This window comes from uncultured Roseovarius sp., assembly GCF_947259555.1.
Classification (GTDB): Bacteria; Pseudomonadota; Alphaproteobacteria; order Rhodobacterales; family Rhodobacteraceae; genus Roseovarius.
Genome location: NZ_CAMYMD010000098.1, coordinates 15,873 through 30,753 on the forward strand (window position 1 = coordinate 15,873; position 14,881 = coordinate 30,753).

The following is a 14,881-nucleotide window of genomic DNA, read 5'->3' on the forward strand; positions in this document are numbered from 1 at the left end:
TGCGCCCGCCGCCTTATCAATTCGATAGGTTGGCGGCTGTAGAGCCAAAGCCTACGACGGTACCAAAGAGACCGAGGATGGTCTGCACCCGTGTGACAGGCGATTCAGTCGCGAGCAACGTATCACCCGGGTTTATATCAAACTGCCGCGCCGCAAAGAGACCGTCCGCATCCGTAAAATCCAAAGAGAAGATGACCTGCCGCATATCCGGTCCGGGTTTGTCGGGCGTGATGGCCCGCCCGTCATATTCGCGCAGAACCAGAAGGCCCTTGGGGTCGGCGCGGGACGCGCTTAGCCCCCCCATTGCCGAGACAGCCTCCATCGCACTCATGCTTTCCTTTTCAAAGGAAATCACGCTTTGTTTACCTGCGGCACCGAGCACATTGAAGGTGCGGTCATCCTCTGTCACCACGATCTGATCACCGCCCCGCACCAGTATGTTGCGCGCAGGTTCTTCATACAGATCTTCGGCACGGGTCTCATAGACCTGTGATCCACGCTGCAAGACGATGAGCGGATGCACCATGTTGGGAGTAATCCCCCCCGCCTGCGCCAGCACGCTCAGAACACGCGTATTGCGAGATTCCATCGGGAAGCTGCCCGGGGCACCAACACCGCCGACCACGTCCACCGCGTTGTTCCGTCCCGGCGCGACATTCAATTGCACCTGGGCAGACGGCGCAATGTCAAGCATTCGGGTCTGAAGCTTCTCGCGCGCTGAAAAGGCGGTCATGCCGCGCACTTGGATGTCACCCAGATAGGGCATGAATATCTCGCCCGACGGCGACACCGTGACAGGTGGAACCACGGTCGATTTTGAAGCTTCATCGGCCAGCAAAGAGTTCTCCTGGCTATCCCATATCACCACTTCCAGCGTATCGCCTGTCTGGATAAGCGTTGAATCGGGGCCCCGGCCTGCACTGGGCCAGTGATAAAAGCCTTTCCAGCCCGTCGCTGGCCATAACGCAAGCGCTGGTGTCGTGCGGCGCGTCACCTCGACAACCTGAAAGGTCGGATTTTCTGCGTCGCGTTCGGCGATGACTTCACTTTGCAGGGCCGCACCTCTGGGCAAACTGCAAGCAGTCAGACTCATAAACATCGCCAGCCCAAGGATACCCTTGCTTCCCCGCATCACGTTGCGATTCCCCCGTTCGTCCTGCATTGCTCTGGTTCCTACCCCGTGCACCACGTGCTAGACAATCGGAATCTGAAATCGAACAACAGGTAGCGTTGCGACGTGACCCAAACACATCTTTTTGAGCGTATACTTGTCACCGGAGCCTCGGGCCGCATTGCCGCCCTGCTACGACAAGCATGGCACGACCGTCCGCCAGAAGAGGTTGTCTGGCTCGCACGCACCGGCCCGGCCGATGTAACCTGGACACCAGGCACACCGATGCCAGCCATCCCGCCCTGCGACACGGTTATCGCGCTCTGGGGGCAAGTTACTGGCTCCGAAGAGAACCTCGCGACCAATGCAAGGCTGGTGGCGCATACCGAGGCACTGGCCGAGGTCTGTGGCGCGCGGCGCGTGCTGCATTTTTCCTCTTCCGCAGTCTATGGCCCCGGAACGAGATTGAGTGAGAGCGATCACGCCCGGCCGGTGAATACCTATGGCGCCGCCAAGCTGGCGATGGAGCAGGCTGTGCAAGCGCTTTCCGCAAGCCCCCGACGACACTGCTGCTTACGGGTGGCCAACGTGATCGGGGCCGAAAATCAGGGTCCGAAACTGGTGAAATCGGCCGGCCCGGTCCATCTCCACCGTTTTGCGAATGGTGAGGGGCCCGTGCGCAGCTACATATCGCCAAAGGACCTTGCCGACATCCTGCGCGCGCTGTGTGACTTGCCGCCCGGCGACCTGCCCGAGTGCCTGAACGTCACTGCACCGCAGCCATTGAGCATGGAGAGCATCATGCGCGCGGCTGAACGGCCGATACACTGGCAGACAGCCCCGGATCACGCCGTGCAGTCGGTTACGCTGGATGGCTCGCGACTTGCCCGTTTGCTTCCATTTCTGTATCTGAGCACGACGGCAGATCAGATGATCCACGATTGGCACAGCCTGGAGACCAGACAATGACCCCAGCCAAGAGGGCCTTCGACATCGGGCTTGCCCTCGTTCTGCTCCTTGTACTCTGGCCATTCATCCTTGGCATTGCTCTGCTCATCGCATTGATTGACGGACGTCCGATTTTTTATCTCTCCGAACGTATGAAGACGCCCGAGACACCGTTCTGCCTTTGGAAGTTCCGCACAATGCGCGTGGTTGCGAATGACACCGGCGTTTCATCGGGGTATAAAAAACACCGCGTCACGAAACTCGGCAAGCGTTTGCGCGCTTCTCGGTTGGATGAATTACCTCAACTTCTCAATGTTTTACGAGGCGACATGAGCTTTGTCGGCCCGCGACCTCCGCTGCGCTGCTATGTTGACGCCTGCCCCGATATCTACGGCGAAGTTCTGAGCAAGCGCCCCGGAATAACGGGCCTCGCCACACTGGTCTATCATCGCACCGAGGAGCAGTTGCTCAGCGCATGCAATACTGCGGAAAGCACGGAAAACACATATTTCAATCGTTGTATTCCAAGAAAAGCGCGACTGGATTTGATTTGGGCGCGACACCAGAGCTTGTGCTACGATATCCGCCTGATATGGCTAACCGTGATTCGTGTATTTTCAACCCGCAGTGCCCGCCCCTGAGGACGATGGCGTGCATATTCTGAGCCATCGCATATGATCAATTCATGTGCACGTCGGCTGAAATCCGCGCATTTTTCGCAAGCGGCCATATTTCGAAGCGGAACCCTCGTGGTTGCCTGTAAGGCAAATCTGTAGCGTTATGAAAATTCATTGTTAGAGGTCAGGGCATTGCTATACCGCATCGTCACCGCATTGACCCAAGGTCAAAAGCAGGCGTTCTTCCTGTCGCTGGACATGGTGATCCTTGTTTTCTCGCACAGCTTGTCGCTGTTGCTTGTTTTCGGAGCAGATGCGTTTCAACAAGACAGCAGCGTATTGTTCAACGAACTGATCTTGATGATGTGCGTGGCGGCCGGGGTGGCAACGTTCTTCGGACTCCACAAGGTCAAACTCAAGTCCTACGAAATGAACGGAATGCTCAACTCAGGCTGGGTGGCGTTGTCGATCGTCGGGTCCGGGCTCTTGGGGTCTGTGTTCCTGTCGGATGGCACGACTCCGGCGCTGATCTATGCAATTACCGGCATGACGTTCATCATCATGTCGGTGACGTCCCGGCTGATGCTTCGATTGCTGTTGCTGCGGGTCTACCGCAGCGGGAACCGTCGCCTGCGGGTGTTGATCTACGGTGCGGGTCAAACCGGCCAGCAACTCGCTACCGCGCTGGCAACAGATGACGAAGTGCTGCCGATGGCTTTTGTGGATGACGAGCCTCGCCTGCAATCTCTGACGATCGCCGGCCTCAAGGTCCACAGACCCGCTGAGTTGCCTGACCTCATAGACCGCTACAATATCCAGCGGGTGATCCTCGCCATGCCGAGCGCGGCCCCGGCCAAGCGGACTATTCTGTCACGCCAGATCGCGCAGCAAGGCTGCGAAGTCCATGCGCTGCCGTCTTTTTCCGAGATCATCACCAACAACGAAAGCAGGATCTACAAGAGTCGTCCCGTGAACCTCAATGCGCTGTTGGGCCGTGATGGTCTGCAAGACGAATTGCCCGGCGTGAAGACCACCTACAAGGGGCGTTGCGTATTGGTCACCGGCGCAGGCGGCTCTATCGGCTCCGAACTGTGCCGCCAGCTGATCTCATACGAGCCTGGACAGCTCATCCTGTTCGATCACAGCGAACACGCGCTTTTCGAGATCGACAGAGAATTACGCAGTCTCGCACCTGATTTGCAAATCACCTCGATCCTTGGGTCAGTCTGCGAGAAATCCGTCGTCGATGTTCTGATGCGCGCTCGAAGTGTCGAAATCGTCCTGCATGCCGCAGCCTACAAGCATGTGCCGCTGGTAGAGGAAAACGCGATCGAGGGGATGCGCAACAACGTCCTTGGCACGCGCATCGTGGCAAATGCCGCGCGCGACGCCGGGGTCGAGCGTTTCATTCTCGTATCCACGGACAAGGCCGTGAGACCCACAAGTGTCATGGGGGCATCAAAGCGGCTGGCTGAAATGATCGTGCAAGACCTCGCGACGCGCAGCACAACCACTCGGTTCTCGATGGTCCGCTTTGGAAATGTCATCGGCTCGTCGGGCTCTGTCATACCCCTGTTTGCCGAACAAATCGCTGCTGGTGGTCCAGTCACTCTTACCCATAATGATGTCACACGCTATTTCATGACCATACCTGAAGCCGCACGGTTGGTTCTGGTTGCCGGATCGTTCGCGCGGGGCGGTGATGTGTTCGTGCTGGATATGGGCAAGCCTGTCGCCGTGCGCGATGTCGCGCGCAAGATGATCGAGGGCTCGGATCTGACCGTTCGCGATGAGGATAACCCGCTCGGCGATGTCGAGATAAAGATCACCGGTCTGCGCCCCGGAGAAAAGCTCTATGAAGAGTTGCTGATCGGCTCGGACATGCTGACCACGCCACACCCCAAGATCCTGCGCGCCCAAGAGGGGCATTTGTCAGAGATCGAACTAGCCAAGGCCCTGAAAACACTTAACGAAGCAATCCATACTCGTGACGTTGCTCTTTTGCGTGGCCTTCTTGTGCAATGTATCGAACAGATGAACGACCACATTCCGGGCGTGATCATTAACGAGTAAGCGCGCCGAACTTGGTTTCCAGATAGTCCAGCAATGGTTCCGGTCCCGGGGCAAAACCGCAAGCTCTGGTTATGGTCTCGTTCGGTTCGTAGAGACCACCATGACACTGCACACCGCTCCGCAGCCAAGCTGTTGCCGCAGCAAGGTCACCTTTCGCCAATTGACTGTCCAGTCCGGGGATGTCAGCTCGCATCTTCGCGTGAAGACATCCAGCATAGACATTGCCCAGGCTATATGTCGGGAAATATCCAAACAGGCCCACCGACCAGTGCACGTCCTGCAAGACACCATTCGAGGCGCGATCAACCTCATAGCCAAAATCCGCGTTAAACCGGTCATTCCAGGCGGCCTCAAGATCAGCCACCATCAGGTCTCCGGCAATCAGCGCGCGCTCCAGATCGTAGCGGAGCATGATATGCAGGTTGTACTGGATCTCATCGGCCTCAGTACGAATATGACCGCGATGCACGCGATTCACAGCGCGGTAAAAGCTGTCTTCATCGCCAACGCCCAGATCGCCAAAGGCATCGCGCATCCGGCCATAGAGCCAGCCGCAAAACGCCCGGCTACGACCCAGCTGGTTCTCATAAATCCGGCTCTGGCTTTCATGGACGCCCATAGAGACGCCCTGCCCCAGTGGCGTGAGGCGATAGCCCGCATCAATGCCCTGCTCATAACAGGCATGCCCCACCTCGTGAATCGTCGAATAAAGGCAATTGAACGGATCCGCCTCGCTGACCCGCGTGGTGATGCGTACATCATCACCACTGCCGGAACTGAACGGATGCACAGCGAGGTCGAGCCGCCCGCGGCTGAGGTCATACCCAAATGTTTCTGCCAATTTGCGTGACAGTTGCAGCTGAGCCTGCTGATCAAAGTGACCCGCGATGTTCGGCCAGGCTGCATCCAGCGCTCGACCGCGTAATTCTACCAGCCGAGGCCGCATTGCGGCAAAGATCGCATCCAACCGGTCGGCCTTCATGCCCGGTTCAAAATCCTCCAGGAGAGCGTCGTAAAGATCTCCCCCTTCTGCCAAGGCCGATGCCTCCTCGCGTTTCAACCGGACCACCTCGGCCAAGACTGGCGAGAAGGCTGCAAAATCGTCATCCGCTCGTGCCGCAGCCCACTGCCCCTGTGCCTTGCTTGTGAGGCGCGCGAGCGCAATCGCAAGGTCTTGCGGGACGCAGGTCGCTCTTTCATAATCGCGACGCATATGGCGCAATTGCGCGCGCTCCACCTCGTCGGTGGCCTCGGCGTCTGCCGCGGCCAGAAGCTCGCCGCGTCGCGCCTCGGTGCGTCGGGCATGCAATATCGCTTGCATCGAGCCGGCTTCCTCCGCCCGCTGCTCGACTGCGCCACGCGGCATCATCGTTTCCTGATCCCAGCCAAGGCGCCCGGCGACCTGCGCCAGCGCCTGACTGGTCCGCTCAAGAGCCATGAGATCTTCGTAGGCCGTCATTTCATGCCCCCCTGATGGACGTGGCCCGCGGATACTGACTAAGAAAACGCGCCCGCAGGATGAGCACCCAAAGAACAACCGCCAGGACCTGATGCGCGATCGCGAGTTGCCAAGGGGCAATGTAAAGAACGGTCATGATCCCCAGAAGGATCTGCAAAGACAAAACCGCAAAGACCGCATTGAATGCACCTCGCGTCACGGCATGGGCACTGCGCCGCCCCCTGAGCCAGACCACGATCGCGAAAGCCAGCAAAAGATAGCCGCTCACTCGATGGATGAATTGCACGGTTCCGGGGTTTTCAAAGAAATTCCGCCACCAAGGCACCAGATCCATCATATCCGGAGGCAAAAGGCCGCCAGCCATCAAGGGCCAGTCCGTATAGCTGCGCCCGGCATCAATCCCAGCAACCAGCGCTCCAAGCAAGATTTGCAGAAATGCAAAATGCATCAGCCCTGTGGAGAGGCTGAAGAGCTTGCCCTCGCGCGCACGGCGCGCCTGCATCAGGGCCCGCTCTTCACGCCCCAACAGCAACACGAACCATGCAATGAAACCCAGAATGATGAAGGCAAGCCCGAGATGCGTTGCGAGCCTGTAGGAGGCGACCGCCACCATGTCACCCGTCAGGCCGGAGGCCACCATCCACCAGCCAATCGCACCCTGCGTACCGCCCAGAACACCCAAGAACAGCAAGCGCCCAGTCCAGCCCTTGGGCACCTGGCGCGCCAGCAGAAATCCGAAAAACCCAAGCGCCCAGACCAGTCCGATCACCCGGCCAAGCTGCCGATGACCCCATTCCCACCAATAAATGAACTTGAAATCATCAAGGCTCATTCCCTTGTTGAGCAACTCATATTGGGGAATCGCACGGTATTTGTCGAACTCTTCTGCCCAATGTGCCTCGGACATGGGAGGCAGCGCTCCCGTGACAGGACGCCATTCAGTGATGCTGAGACCACTATCCGTCAACCGGGTCAGCCCACCTACGGCGATCATCACGACAACGAGGCCGAACAGCACCATCAGCCAAAGCCGAATAGCGCCTCTCGCGCCCCGGCGGCCGGCGTCAATCATACCGCCCTGCGGCTTTTGTTTGCTCTCCGCCTGCCCAACCTCTTCGAAAATGCTGCGTTTTCCACTCATGCCTCAGCCTCTCGTCCCCTTGCGCCCGCCAAGATTAGGTCGCGGCCCGCACCGCTTCAACCGCGCGCTTTCCAGCGGACCATCTGCCGCATCACCCCGTGCAACATCTGTACGTCTGCCCGCGTGAGAGGCATACGGCTCCACATGTTGCGAAGATTGAGCTTCATCGTCTCGGCCTTGTGCTCGGGAAAGAAAAAACCGGCCTCGCCCAACTGCGCCTCGTAATGCGACGCGAGCTTCTCGATTTCAATCTGTTCGGCCCAGTCGGCCTTGGCCATGTCGACACGCTCGGGCGCGATTTCCGACGCAGCCAGTTGCCATTCATATGCGGTCAATAGAACACATTGAGCGAGATTAAGACTGGCGAACTCGGGGTTGACCGGTACATTTATGATGGCATTGGCGCGGGCGATATCGTCATTCTCGAGCCCCGCGCGCTCCGGCCCGAAAAGCACAGCCACCTTCTCGCCCGCCGCGATCTTTTCCGCAGCAAGCTCCATAGCGCGCTCGGGACTGAAGACCGGCTTTGTCAGGCCGCGTGCCCGCGCGGTCGTGGCAAGGACAAATGTACAATCCGAAACCGCACTCGCGGTATCATCGACCAACCGCGCCTCATCCAGAAGACGGCCCGCACCGCTCGCCATGGCGACAGCCTTGGGATTGGGCCAGCCATCACGGGGCGCAGTAATACGCATCCGGTCGAGGCCAAAATTCCACATCGCGCGCGCTGCGGCACCGATATTCTCGCCCATCTGCGGGCGCACGAGCACAAAGACAGGCTGCGGGCGATCAGTGGGCATCGGGTCTCTCGTTTGGATATTCAGTTAAGAGGAGAGGCATTGCCTCCGGCATCGCCCCCATCTTCACCGTTCTTCAAATACTCAATTCGGGATCAGACCACAAAAAACAACGCCAGCACGTCCGGCTGGCAGATTATTCCGCAGCTTTGGTCGAGTTATCCGAGGGCTCCCCGCCTGTCGACGCGCCGTCCGCACCGTCCTGCTTGGCGGCGTCCGACTTGGGCGGCCGCTTGGCGCGCGGTTTGCGAGGGCGTTTGGGCGCGGCTTGCGGCTCTGACGCGGGCGCGGCTTGGGATTGGGTTTCAGGGGTTTCGACCAGACCACTATCGCGCGAGTCATCAGCGCCGATCACGTCGGGCTGTTCCGTGGTTCCGGCCGGCTGCGCACCCCCCGATCCCTCGGCGTCGCCACCGCCCTGCCGATCGTTGCGATCCCGATCCCGATCTCGCTCCGCCTGGCGTTCGCGGTTCTGGCGCTCCTGCTCTTCGCGACGAGCGTCCTGCTCTTTCTGGGCCTCTCCCAGCAAGCGCAGATAGTGCTCGGCGTGTTGCTGAAAGTTTTCGGTCGCAACCCGATCACCAGCCAGCTGCGCATCCCGTGCCAGCTGATTGTATTTCTCGATGATTTGCTGCGGTGTTCCCCGCACCTTGCCCTCGGGCCCGGAGCTGTCGAAAACCCGGTTGACGACATTCCCGACCGAACGGTTGCGGTTCGGCTTGTTCCGCTGACGTGACTTCGATGATCTCATATGGTGCTGTCCAGCCCTGTGCTCAAATGTTCGCTTGACCCGACTGGCGCCCCCTGCGCCGAAAATGAACCGGATCTGACATGTTCTGGCTTGGTGTCACGCGGGACCGCCGAGAGGCATCCTCCGTCGTGACTGACCTCCACTAAGCACGCACGGCGGACGTATACAAGAGCAAAGCGGAAATTTTCCGCGATTCATGCGGAATATGGCTGAGTCAGGCTGGTTTCAGCCGGTGTATATGCCACAAACAACCCGGTCACGACGCTCCAGATCGGGCAGGGCTCTGACGTCCTCGAATCCCGTCGCATGCAGAATATCCGCGACAGCCGCACCTTGGCGCCAGCCGATTTCAAACATCAGTCGCCCCCCGGGCTTTAGCTGGGCGTGCGCACCGCCAGCGATAGCGCGATAGGCCATCAGCCCGTCACCATCATCGGTCAAAGCGACGCGCGGATCGTATTCGCATACCTCCGGGGCCAGCCCGGTCATCTCGTTGGCGGCGATATAGGGCGGGTTCGAGACGATCAGGTCAAAGCCGCCCATGACCTGCGAAAACCAGTCCGAGCGGCAAAGATCGAGCCGCGCGTCCACCCCGTGCCGCGCCGCGTTGCGCCCCGTCACCTCAAGCGCCGCCGCGCTGATATCGGTGGCCACGCCCCGCGCCCCGGGCCATTCGGCCAGGAGCGTTACCGCGATGATCCCGCTGCCGGTGCCCAGATCGAGCAGCCGCGCCGGCACCGGGCCGCGCAGCGCCTCGGCGATCAGGCATTCGGTTTCGGGGCGCGGATCGAGCACATCTGCCGTCACCTCAAAGCTGCGCCCCCAAAAGTCGCGCCGCCCGATGATCTTCGCCACCGGCTCGCGTGCCATGCGTCGCGCGACCATCGCGTCGAACCGCGCCGCCGCTGCCGCCTCGAGATCATCGCCCAGATGCAAGGTCAGCCGGTCGCGTGGCACCTGCATGGCCGCCGCCAACAGCGCCCGTGCGTCACCTGCAGCCCCGTCGATCCCCGCCGCCCCAAGCCTGCGCGTGGCCGCGACAAGAGCGGCTTGCGCGCTCACGACATCTCGGCCAGTAGCGTGGCCTGCGCATCCGCCGTCAGCGCGTCGATCACCTCGTCGAGATCGCCCTGCATCACCTGGTCGAGCTTGTAGAGCGTGAGGTTGATGCGATGATCGGTCATTCGACCTTGCGGGAAATTATAGGTGCGGATGCGCTCGGAGCGGTCGCCGCTGCCCACCTGTGCGGCGCGGCTGGCCGAGCGTTCGCCGTCCACCCGGCTGCGTTCCATGTCAAAGAGCCGCGATTTCAGCACGTCCATCGCAATCTCGCGGTTGCGGTGCTGCGATTTCTGGCTGCTGGTGACCACCAGCCCGGTGGGAATATGGGTGATCCGCACCGCCGAATCGGTGGTGTTCACGTGCTGACCGCCCGCACCGGAGGACCGCATCGTATCGATGCGCAGATCGTTCGGGTCGATCTGGATATCGACATCCTCGGCCTCGGGCAGGACCGCGACCGTGGCGGCAGAGGTATGAATGCGCCCGCCGCTCTCGGTCTCGGGGACGCGCTGCACGCGGTGGACGCCGGATTCGAACTTGAGCCGGGCAAAGACGCCCTCGCCGCCCACCCGTGCCACCAGTTCGCGCAGGCCGCCAAGCTCGCTCCATTGATCCTCGATCACCTCGAAGGACCAGCCCTGTGCCTCGGTGTAGCGGTGATACATGCGCATGAGATCTGCGGCGAACAGCGCCGCCTCCTCGCCCCCCGTACCGGGGCGGATTTCGAGGATCGCGGCGCGGCTGTCGGCCTTGTCGCGCGGCAAGAGCGCCAGTTGCAGCGCCGCCTCCATGTCCGGCAAACGCGCCTCCAGATCCTCGATCTCGGCACGGGCCAGATCGCGCATTTCGGGATCATCGAGCATGGCGCGCGCGCCCTCGATATCCGCCAGGGCCTGCCGGTAGGCGCGGATTTCCTCGACGACGGGGCGCAACTCGGCATATTCGCGCCCAAGCTGCGCAATATCGCCGCCGCCCTGCATCATCTGCGCCTCGATATACTCGAAACGCTGCGTGATCTGTTCCAGTCTGTCCAAAGGCACCATGGGGCTGATCCTCTGTCCCATCCTTGTGACGTGGTCAAGTGCGCAAAGCTGTGGTATCTTTGAGATATGCGACTGCTATTGCCCCTCCTGTTCGCGGCCACGCCCGCGCTTTCGGATGCCACCATCGGCGGCAAGACGGTGGAATGCTACTGCACCGACAGCCAGGGCGCGCGGGTCGAGATGGGCGAGATGATCTGCCTGCGGGTCGATGGCAAGATGTTCATGGCGCGCTGCGGCATGTCGCTCAACGTGCCGATCTGGCGTAAGGTCAGCGATGGCTGCCTGTCATCCAGCCTGAGCGAACCGGTCGAGCCAGCCGTCGATACGGGCGGCGTTCACGCCCAGATCTGACTTGCCAAAGCGCAAACGCCCGAAAATCTCAAGCATATCTCCGTCCTGTCGAACCGTCGTGTAATCTGGAAAGCCAAACAGTTTAGAGCGGGTGACATAGGTTACCATCCCCTGCCCGACATCCCCGGCCAAAACCCTTGTGCGCGGTGTCTCGCGAATGATCAGGTCGAGCGCCGCCAGATCTCCCTTGGCGCGACGCATGGCACCGCCCTCCAGATCGCGATCGGTCACACTCTCGGGCATCTGGTGCCAGCGTGCAGGATCAGACGGCGCAAGGCGAATGAAGGCCAGCACCGCCACCAGCAGCACCAGAACGAGCCCCGCACCCCACTTGATCATGCGCGCCACCAGATGAGCCCTGCGAGGGCGCGCCGATTACCCCGCACGCGCATCGTCGACTGTTTCGGCCAACGCCTCGGCGCGCGCCGCAATTTCGGCCAGAGTCTCGGTCACAGCGTCGGGGATGACCGGCACCTCGATCCGCTCTGGTGCAGGTGCCGGTGCGTTGCGGAGCTGGTTCAACTCCGCCTCCTTCTCCGCCATGCGGTCCTCGGCCTCGCGCAGTTTGTCCTGCAAACCTGCAGTCTTGTCCGCCAGCATCAGGCCCGCCATCAACAACATGCGCGACTCGGGTATGCGCCCGATCTGTGCCGCAAGCACGGCGGCCTCTTCGTCCAGCATCTTGGCGGCACTCTTGAGATAATGTTCTTCACCCGCCTGGCAAGCCACCTCAAAACTGCGGCCCCCGATCTCGACCTGCACTTCAGGCATCCGATGTCTCCGTCTTGTCCGTGTTCCGTTCGTCTGCGCCAGCGTCGCCGCCGGCCTCCGCGATTGCCTGACCGAGCGCGCTGATCACCGTGTCCACCTCATCACGGTCGGCATTGCGCGCGGCGCGCAGTCCCTCGAGCTCGGCAAGCATGGATTTGTTGATCAGGTGCGGCTCGGCCACACCTCCGGCATTCGCCTCGCGCAGGGCCTGATTATTGTCGCGCAATTGCTGGTTGGCCTTGCGCAACGATTGCAAATCAGAATCGAGCTTGCGCAGCGCCTCATTCTGGGCCTCCCGGGCCGCCCGCATTGCGGCGTCCTGTGTGTCCAGCTTCGCGTGCAACGCCTTGACGCGCTCCTGAAGTTGGGCATTCGCAAGACGTTCGTCCTCCAACTGTTGCGCAAGCCCGGTCTGCGACACCTCAACCTGTGGCTCTTCCGGAGGCCGTTCCAGCCCTTTCGCGATGCGGTCCAGCGCCGCCGTGATCCTTGCCTGCAACTCGTCTAACTGACTCATCTCCGGGGGTCCTCGCTTGTCTTGCCCGCATGCCCCACGAATCGCATACTGGGCGGGTTTTGATCAAGTCTAATGAATACCGCAGCGAAATGCGCCCCTTATCCCGCTGAATGGCGCACGCTGCGCCGCCACGCGCTTGAACTTCTGAACCGGGCTGGTATGCAGCGCGCATACACTGCCCATTCAAAGGATGCACGCCCCGTGGATATCGCCGCCCTGCGCTCTGCCAACCCCGATCACTGGATGAAGGCCACCGCCATCCGCGCGCTGACCCTCGACGCTGTCGCCGCTGCCAATTCCGGCCATTCCGGCATGCCCATCGGCATGGCAGATGTTGCAACCGTCCTGTTTCAGAACCATCTCAAGTTTGACGCGGCCAGTCCCGACTGGCCCGATCGCGACCGGTTTATCCTGTCGGCAGGTCACGGATCCATGCTGCTCTACTCGCTGCTCCACCTTACCGGCTACGAGGACATGACACTGGAGCAGATTCGCAATTTCCGGCAATGGGGCGCGAGGACCGCGGGTCATCCCGAATACGGCCACGCCAAGGGGATCGAAACCACGACAGGCCCACTGGGGCAAGGTCTCTCGAACGCTGTCGGATTTGCGATGGCCGAAGAAATCCTGCGCGCGCGCTATGGTGCCAAGTTGATGAGCCACCACACCTATGTGATCGCAGGTGACGGCTGTCTGATGGAGGGTGTGAGCCAGGAAGCCATTGGCCTTGCCGGACGGCATCAGTTGGGACGTCTCATTGTGCTCTGGGACAACAACAACATCACGATTGACGGCACTGTCGATCTCGCCGACCGGACCGATCAGGTCAAGCGCTTCCGCGCGTCGGGTTGGCACGTGTTGGAAATCGACGGTCACGACCCCGAGGCGATCGACGCGGCGCTGACCGAGGCCAAGCGCACCAATAGACCCTCGATGATCGCCTGCAAGACCCACATCGCCCTTGGCCATGCCGCACAAGACACTTCCAAGGGTCACGGTGCGCTCACTGACGCCGATCAACTCATCGCGGCGAAGGATGCTTACGGTTGGCCCTACGGCCCGTTCGAAGTACCCGCCGAGATCAAGGATCAATGGGAAGCCATTGGTCGCCGAGGCGCACAGGCCCATGCCGAGTGGCAAGCACGTCTGGCCGAGGCGTCGACGCAACGGCAGGCCGAAATCGCACGGATCTTCGCGCGCGACGTGCCTGCCAAGCTCTCGTCCCGGATCCGGGCGCTGAAGAAGCAGATCAGCGCAGAAGCGCCCAAGGTGGCGACCCGCAAGTCCAGCGAAATGGTGCTTGAAGTCGTGAATCCGGTCTTGCCGGAAACAGTCGGCGGATCGGCCGACCTGTCGGGATCGAACAACACGCGTTCGGGCGACATGACCGTGTTCGACACCGATAACCGCAAGGGCCGCTACATCCACTGGGGCATTCGAGAGCATGGTATGGCGGCGGCTATGAACGGCATGACCCTGCATGGCGGCATTCGCCCCTATGGCGGCACCTTCATGTGCTTCACCGATTATGCCCGTCCGGCCATGCGTTTGGCAGCACTGATGAAAATCCCCACGGTGTTCGTGATGACCCATGACAGTATCGGTCTGGGCGAGGACGGCCCGACCCACCAGCCGATCGAACATCTGGCCATCAGCCGGGCGACGCCGAACACGTGGGTTTTCCGTCCTTGCGACACAGTCGAGACGGCCGAGGCGTGGGAACTCGCCTTGCAATCGAAAGAAACGCCGTCGGTGTTGTCGCTCACCCGTCAGGGCCTGCCCACACTGCGCCGCGAGCACAAAACCCGCAACCTCACCGCACAAGGCGCCTATGTGCTGGCGGATGCGGACGGTAAACGACAGGCGATCCTGCTGGCCACCGGCTCTGAGGTTGAAATCGCCATGGCCGCACGTGAGATGCTCCACTCCCAAGGGATCGGCACGCGGGTTGTGTCCATGCCATGCTGGGAATTGTTCGAAGAACAAGACGAGAGCTATCGCCGTCGCGTCCTGCCCGCAGGCCCGGTGCGAGTTGCGGTTGAGGCGGCTATCCGCTTTGGCTGGGATCGCTGGCTTTATGGCGAGCGTGGCAAGCGCGAAAAGGGTGGTTTTGTCGGCATGCACGATTTCGGTGCGTCCGCCCCCGCAGAGGTGCTCTACGAGCAATTCGGCATCACCGCAGACGCGATCGCGGAAAAAGTGAAATCCTTGCTCTGAAGCGAACATGATTCAAGATCGAA

General features: G+C 60.9%; 15 protein-coding genes. 5 read left to right on the plus strand and 10 right to left on the minus strand.

Annotation, left to right across the window (positions count from 1 at the left end; translation table 11 throughout):
• Window positions 1-16 precede the first annotated feature (16 nt).
• Window positions 17-1,162 carry a polysaccharide biosynthesis/export family protein gene (locus tag Q0X85_RS15990; RefSeq protein ID WP_366130205.1) on the minus strand — a complete coding sequence of 382 codons (1,146 nt, stop codon included), beginning with the start codon at window positions 1,160-1,162 and terminating at the stop codon, window positions 17-19.
• A gap of 75 nt (window positions 1,163-1,237) precedes the next feature.
• Here Q0X85_RS15990 and Q0X85_RS15995 point away from each other — a divergent pair, with 75 nt between their 5' ends.
• The 3 genes from Q0X85_RS15995 (at window position 1,238) to Q0X85_RS16005 (ending at window position 4,749) form a co-directional block, all read left to right on the plus strand.
• On the plus strand, window positions 1,238-2,080 hold the full coding sequence (locus Q0X85_RS15995; protein ID WP_297773558.1) for an SDR family oxidoreductase: 843 nt from the start codon (window positions 1,238-1,240) through the stop codon (window positions 2,078-2,080).
• Window positions 2,077-2,700 (plus strand): sugar transferase, encoded by a 624-nt coding sequence (locus Q0X85_RS16000; RefSeq protein ID WP_297773559.1) that lies wholly within the window; start codon window positions 2,077-2,079, stop codon window positions 2,698-2,700. The genes Q0X85_RS15995 and Q0X85_RS16000 overlap by 4 nt, the downstream gene beginning before the upstream one ends.
• 168 nt (window positions 2,701-2,868) lie before the next feature.
• Window positions 2,869-4,749, plus strand: coding sequence for a nucleoside-diphosphate sugar epimerase/dehydratase (locus Q0X85_RS16005; RefSeq protein ID WP_297773560.1), 1,881 nt, complete (start codon window positions 2,869-2,871; stop codon window positions 4,747-4,749).
• Here the strand turns inward: Q0X85_RS16005 and Q0X85_RS16010 are convergent.
• The 6 genes from Q0X85_RS16010 to prfA form a co-directional block, all read right to left on the minus strand.
• On the minus strand, window positions 4,739-6,208 hold the full coding sequence (locus Q0X85_RS16010) for a carboxypeptidase M32 (protein ID WP_297773561.1): 1,470 nt from the start codon (window positions 6,206-6,208) through the stop codon (window positions 4,739-4,741). The genes Q0X85_RS16005 and Q0X85_RS16010 overlap by 11 nt on opposite strands.
• 1 nt (window position 6,209) lies before the next feature.
• A complete protein-coding gene (ctaA, locus tag Q0X85_RS16015; RefSeq protein ID WP_297773562.1) occupies window positions 6,210-7,349 on the minus strand; it encodes a heme A synthase in 1,140 nt (379 codons plus the stop codon).
• 56 nt (window positions 7,350-7,405) lie between these two features.
• Window positions 7,406-8,149 (minus strand): RNA methyltransferase, encoded by a 744-nt coding sequence (locus tag Q0X85_RS16020; RefSeq protein ID WP_297773564.1) that lies wholly within the window; start codon window positions 8,147-8,149, stop codon window positions 7,406-7,408.
• A gap of 133 nt (window positions 8,150-8,282) precedes the next feature.
• Window positions 8,283-8,897, minus strand: coding sequence for a DUF4167 domain-containing protein (locus Q0X85_RS16025; protein WP_297773567.1), 615 nt, complete (start codon window positions 8,895-8,897; stop codon window positions 8,283-8,285).
• Window positions 8,898-9,122: 225 nt separating this feature from the next.
• Window positions 9,123-9,959, minus strand: a complete 837-nt coding sequence (prmC, locus tag Q0X85_RS16030; RefSeq protein WP_297773569.1) for a peptide chain release factor N(5)-glutamine methyltransferase — start codon at window positions 9,957-9,959, stop codon at window positions 9,123-9,125.
• A complete protein-coding gene (prfA, locus tag Q0X85_RS16035) occupies window positions 9,956-11,002 on the minus strand; it encodes a peptide chain release factor 1 (RefSeq protein ID WP_297773618.1) in 1,047 nt (348 codons plus the stop codon). Before prfA ends, prmC begins: the two co-directional genes overlap by 4 nt.
• Window positions 11,003-11,068: 66 nt before the next feature.
• On the opposite strand from prfA, the gene Q0X85_RS16040 reads away from it, so the two are divergent.
• Window positions 11,069-11,353 (plus strand): hypothetical protein, encoded by a 285-nt coding sequence (locus Q0X85_RS16040; protein ID WP_297773571.1) that lies wholly within the window; start codon window positions 11,069-11,071, stop codon window positions 11,351-11,353.
• Here the strand turns inward: Q0X85_RS16040 and Q0X85_RS16045 are convergent.
• Genes Q0X85_RS16045 through Q0X85_RS16055 form a run of 3 tightly spaced genes read right to left on the minus strand, consistent with a single transcriptional unit; the run spans window position 11,288 to window position 12,641 of the window.
• On the minus strand, window positions 11,288-11,692 hold the full coding sequence (locus Q0X85_RS16045) for a DUF1499 domain-containing protein (RefSeq protein ID WP_297773574.1): 405 nt from the start codon (window positions 11,690-11,692) through the stop codon (window positions 11,288-11,290). The two genes, Q0X85_RS16040 and Q0X85_RS16045, sit on opposite strands and share 66 nt — an antisense overlap.
• Window positions 11,693-11,728: 36 nt before the next feature.
• Complete coding sequence (locus tag Q0X85_RS16050; protein WP_297773575.1) at window positions 11,729-12,124, minus strand: cell division protein ZapA; 396 nt, start codon at window positions 12,122-12,124, stop codon at window positions 11,729-11,731.
• Window positions 12,117-12,641, minus strand: a complete 525-nt coding sequence (locus Q0X85_RS16055; RefSeq protein ID WP_297773576.1) for a hypothetical protein — start codon at window positions 12,639-12,641, stop codon at window positions 12,117-12,119. The genes Q0X85_RS16050 and Q0X85_RS16055 overlap by 8 nt, the downstream gene beginning before the upstream one ends.
• A gap of 201 nt (window positions 12,642-12,842) precedes the next feature.
• Between Q0X85_RS16055 and tkt the strand changes: the two genes are divergently transcribed.
• Window positions 12,843-14,858, plus strand: coding sequence for a transketolase (tkt, locus tag Q0X85_RS16060; protein WP_297773578.1), 2,016 nt, complete (start codon window positions 12,843-12,845; stop codon window positions 14,856-14,858).
• Window positions 14,859-14,881: the final 23 nt, after the last annotated feature.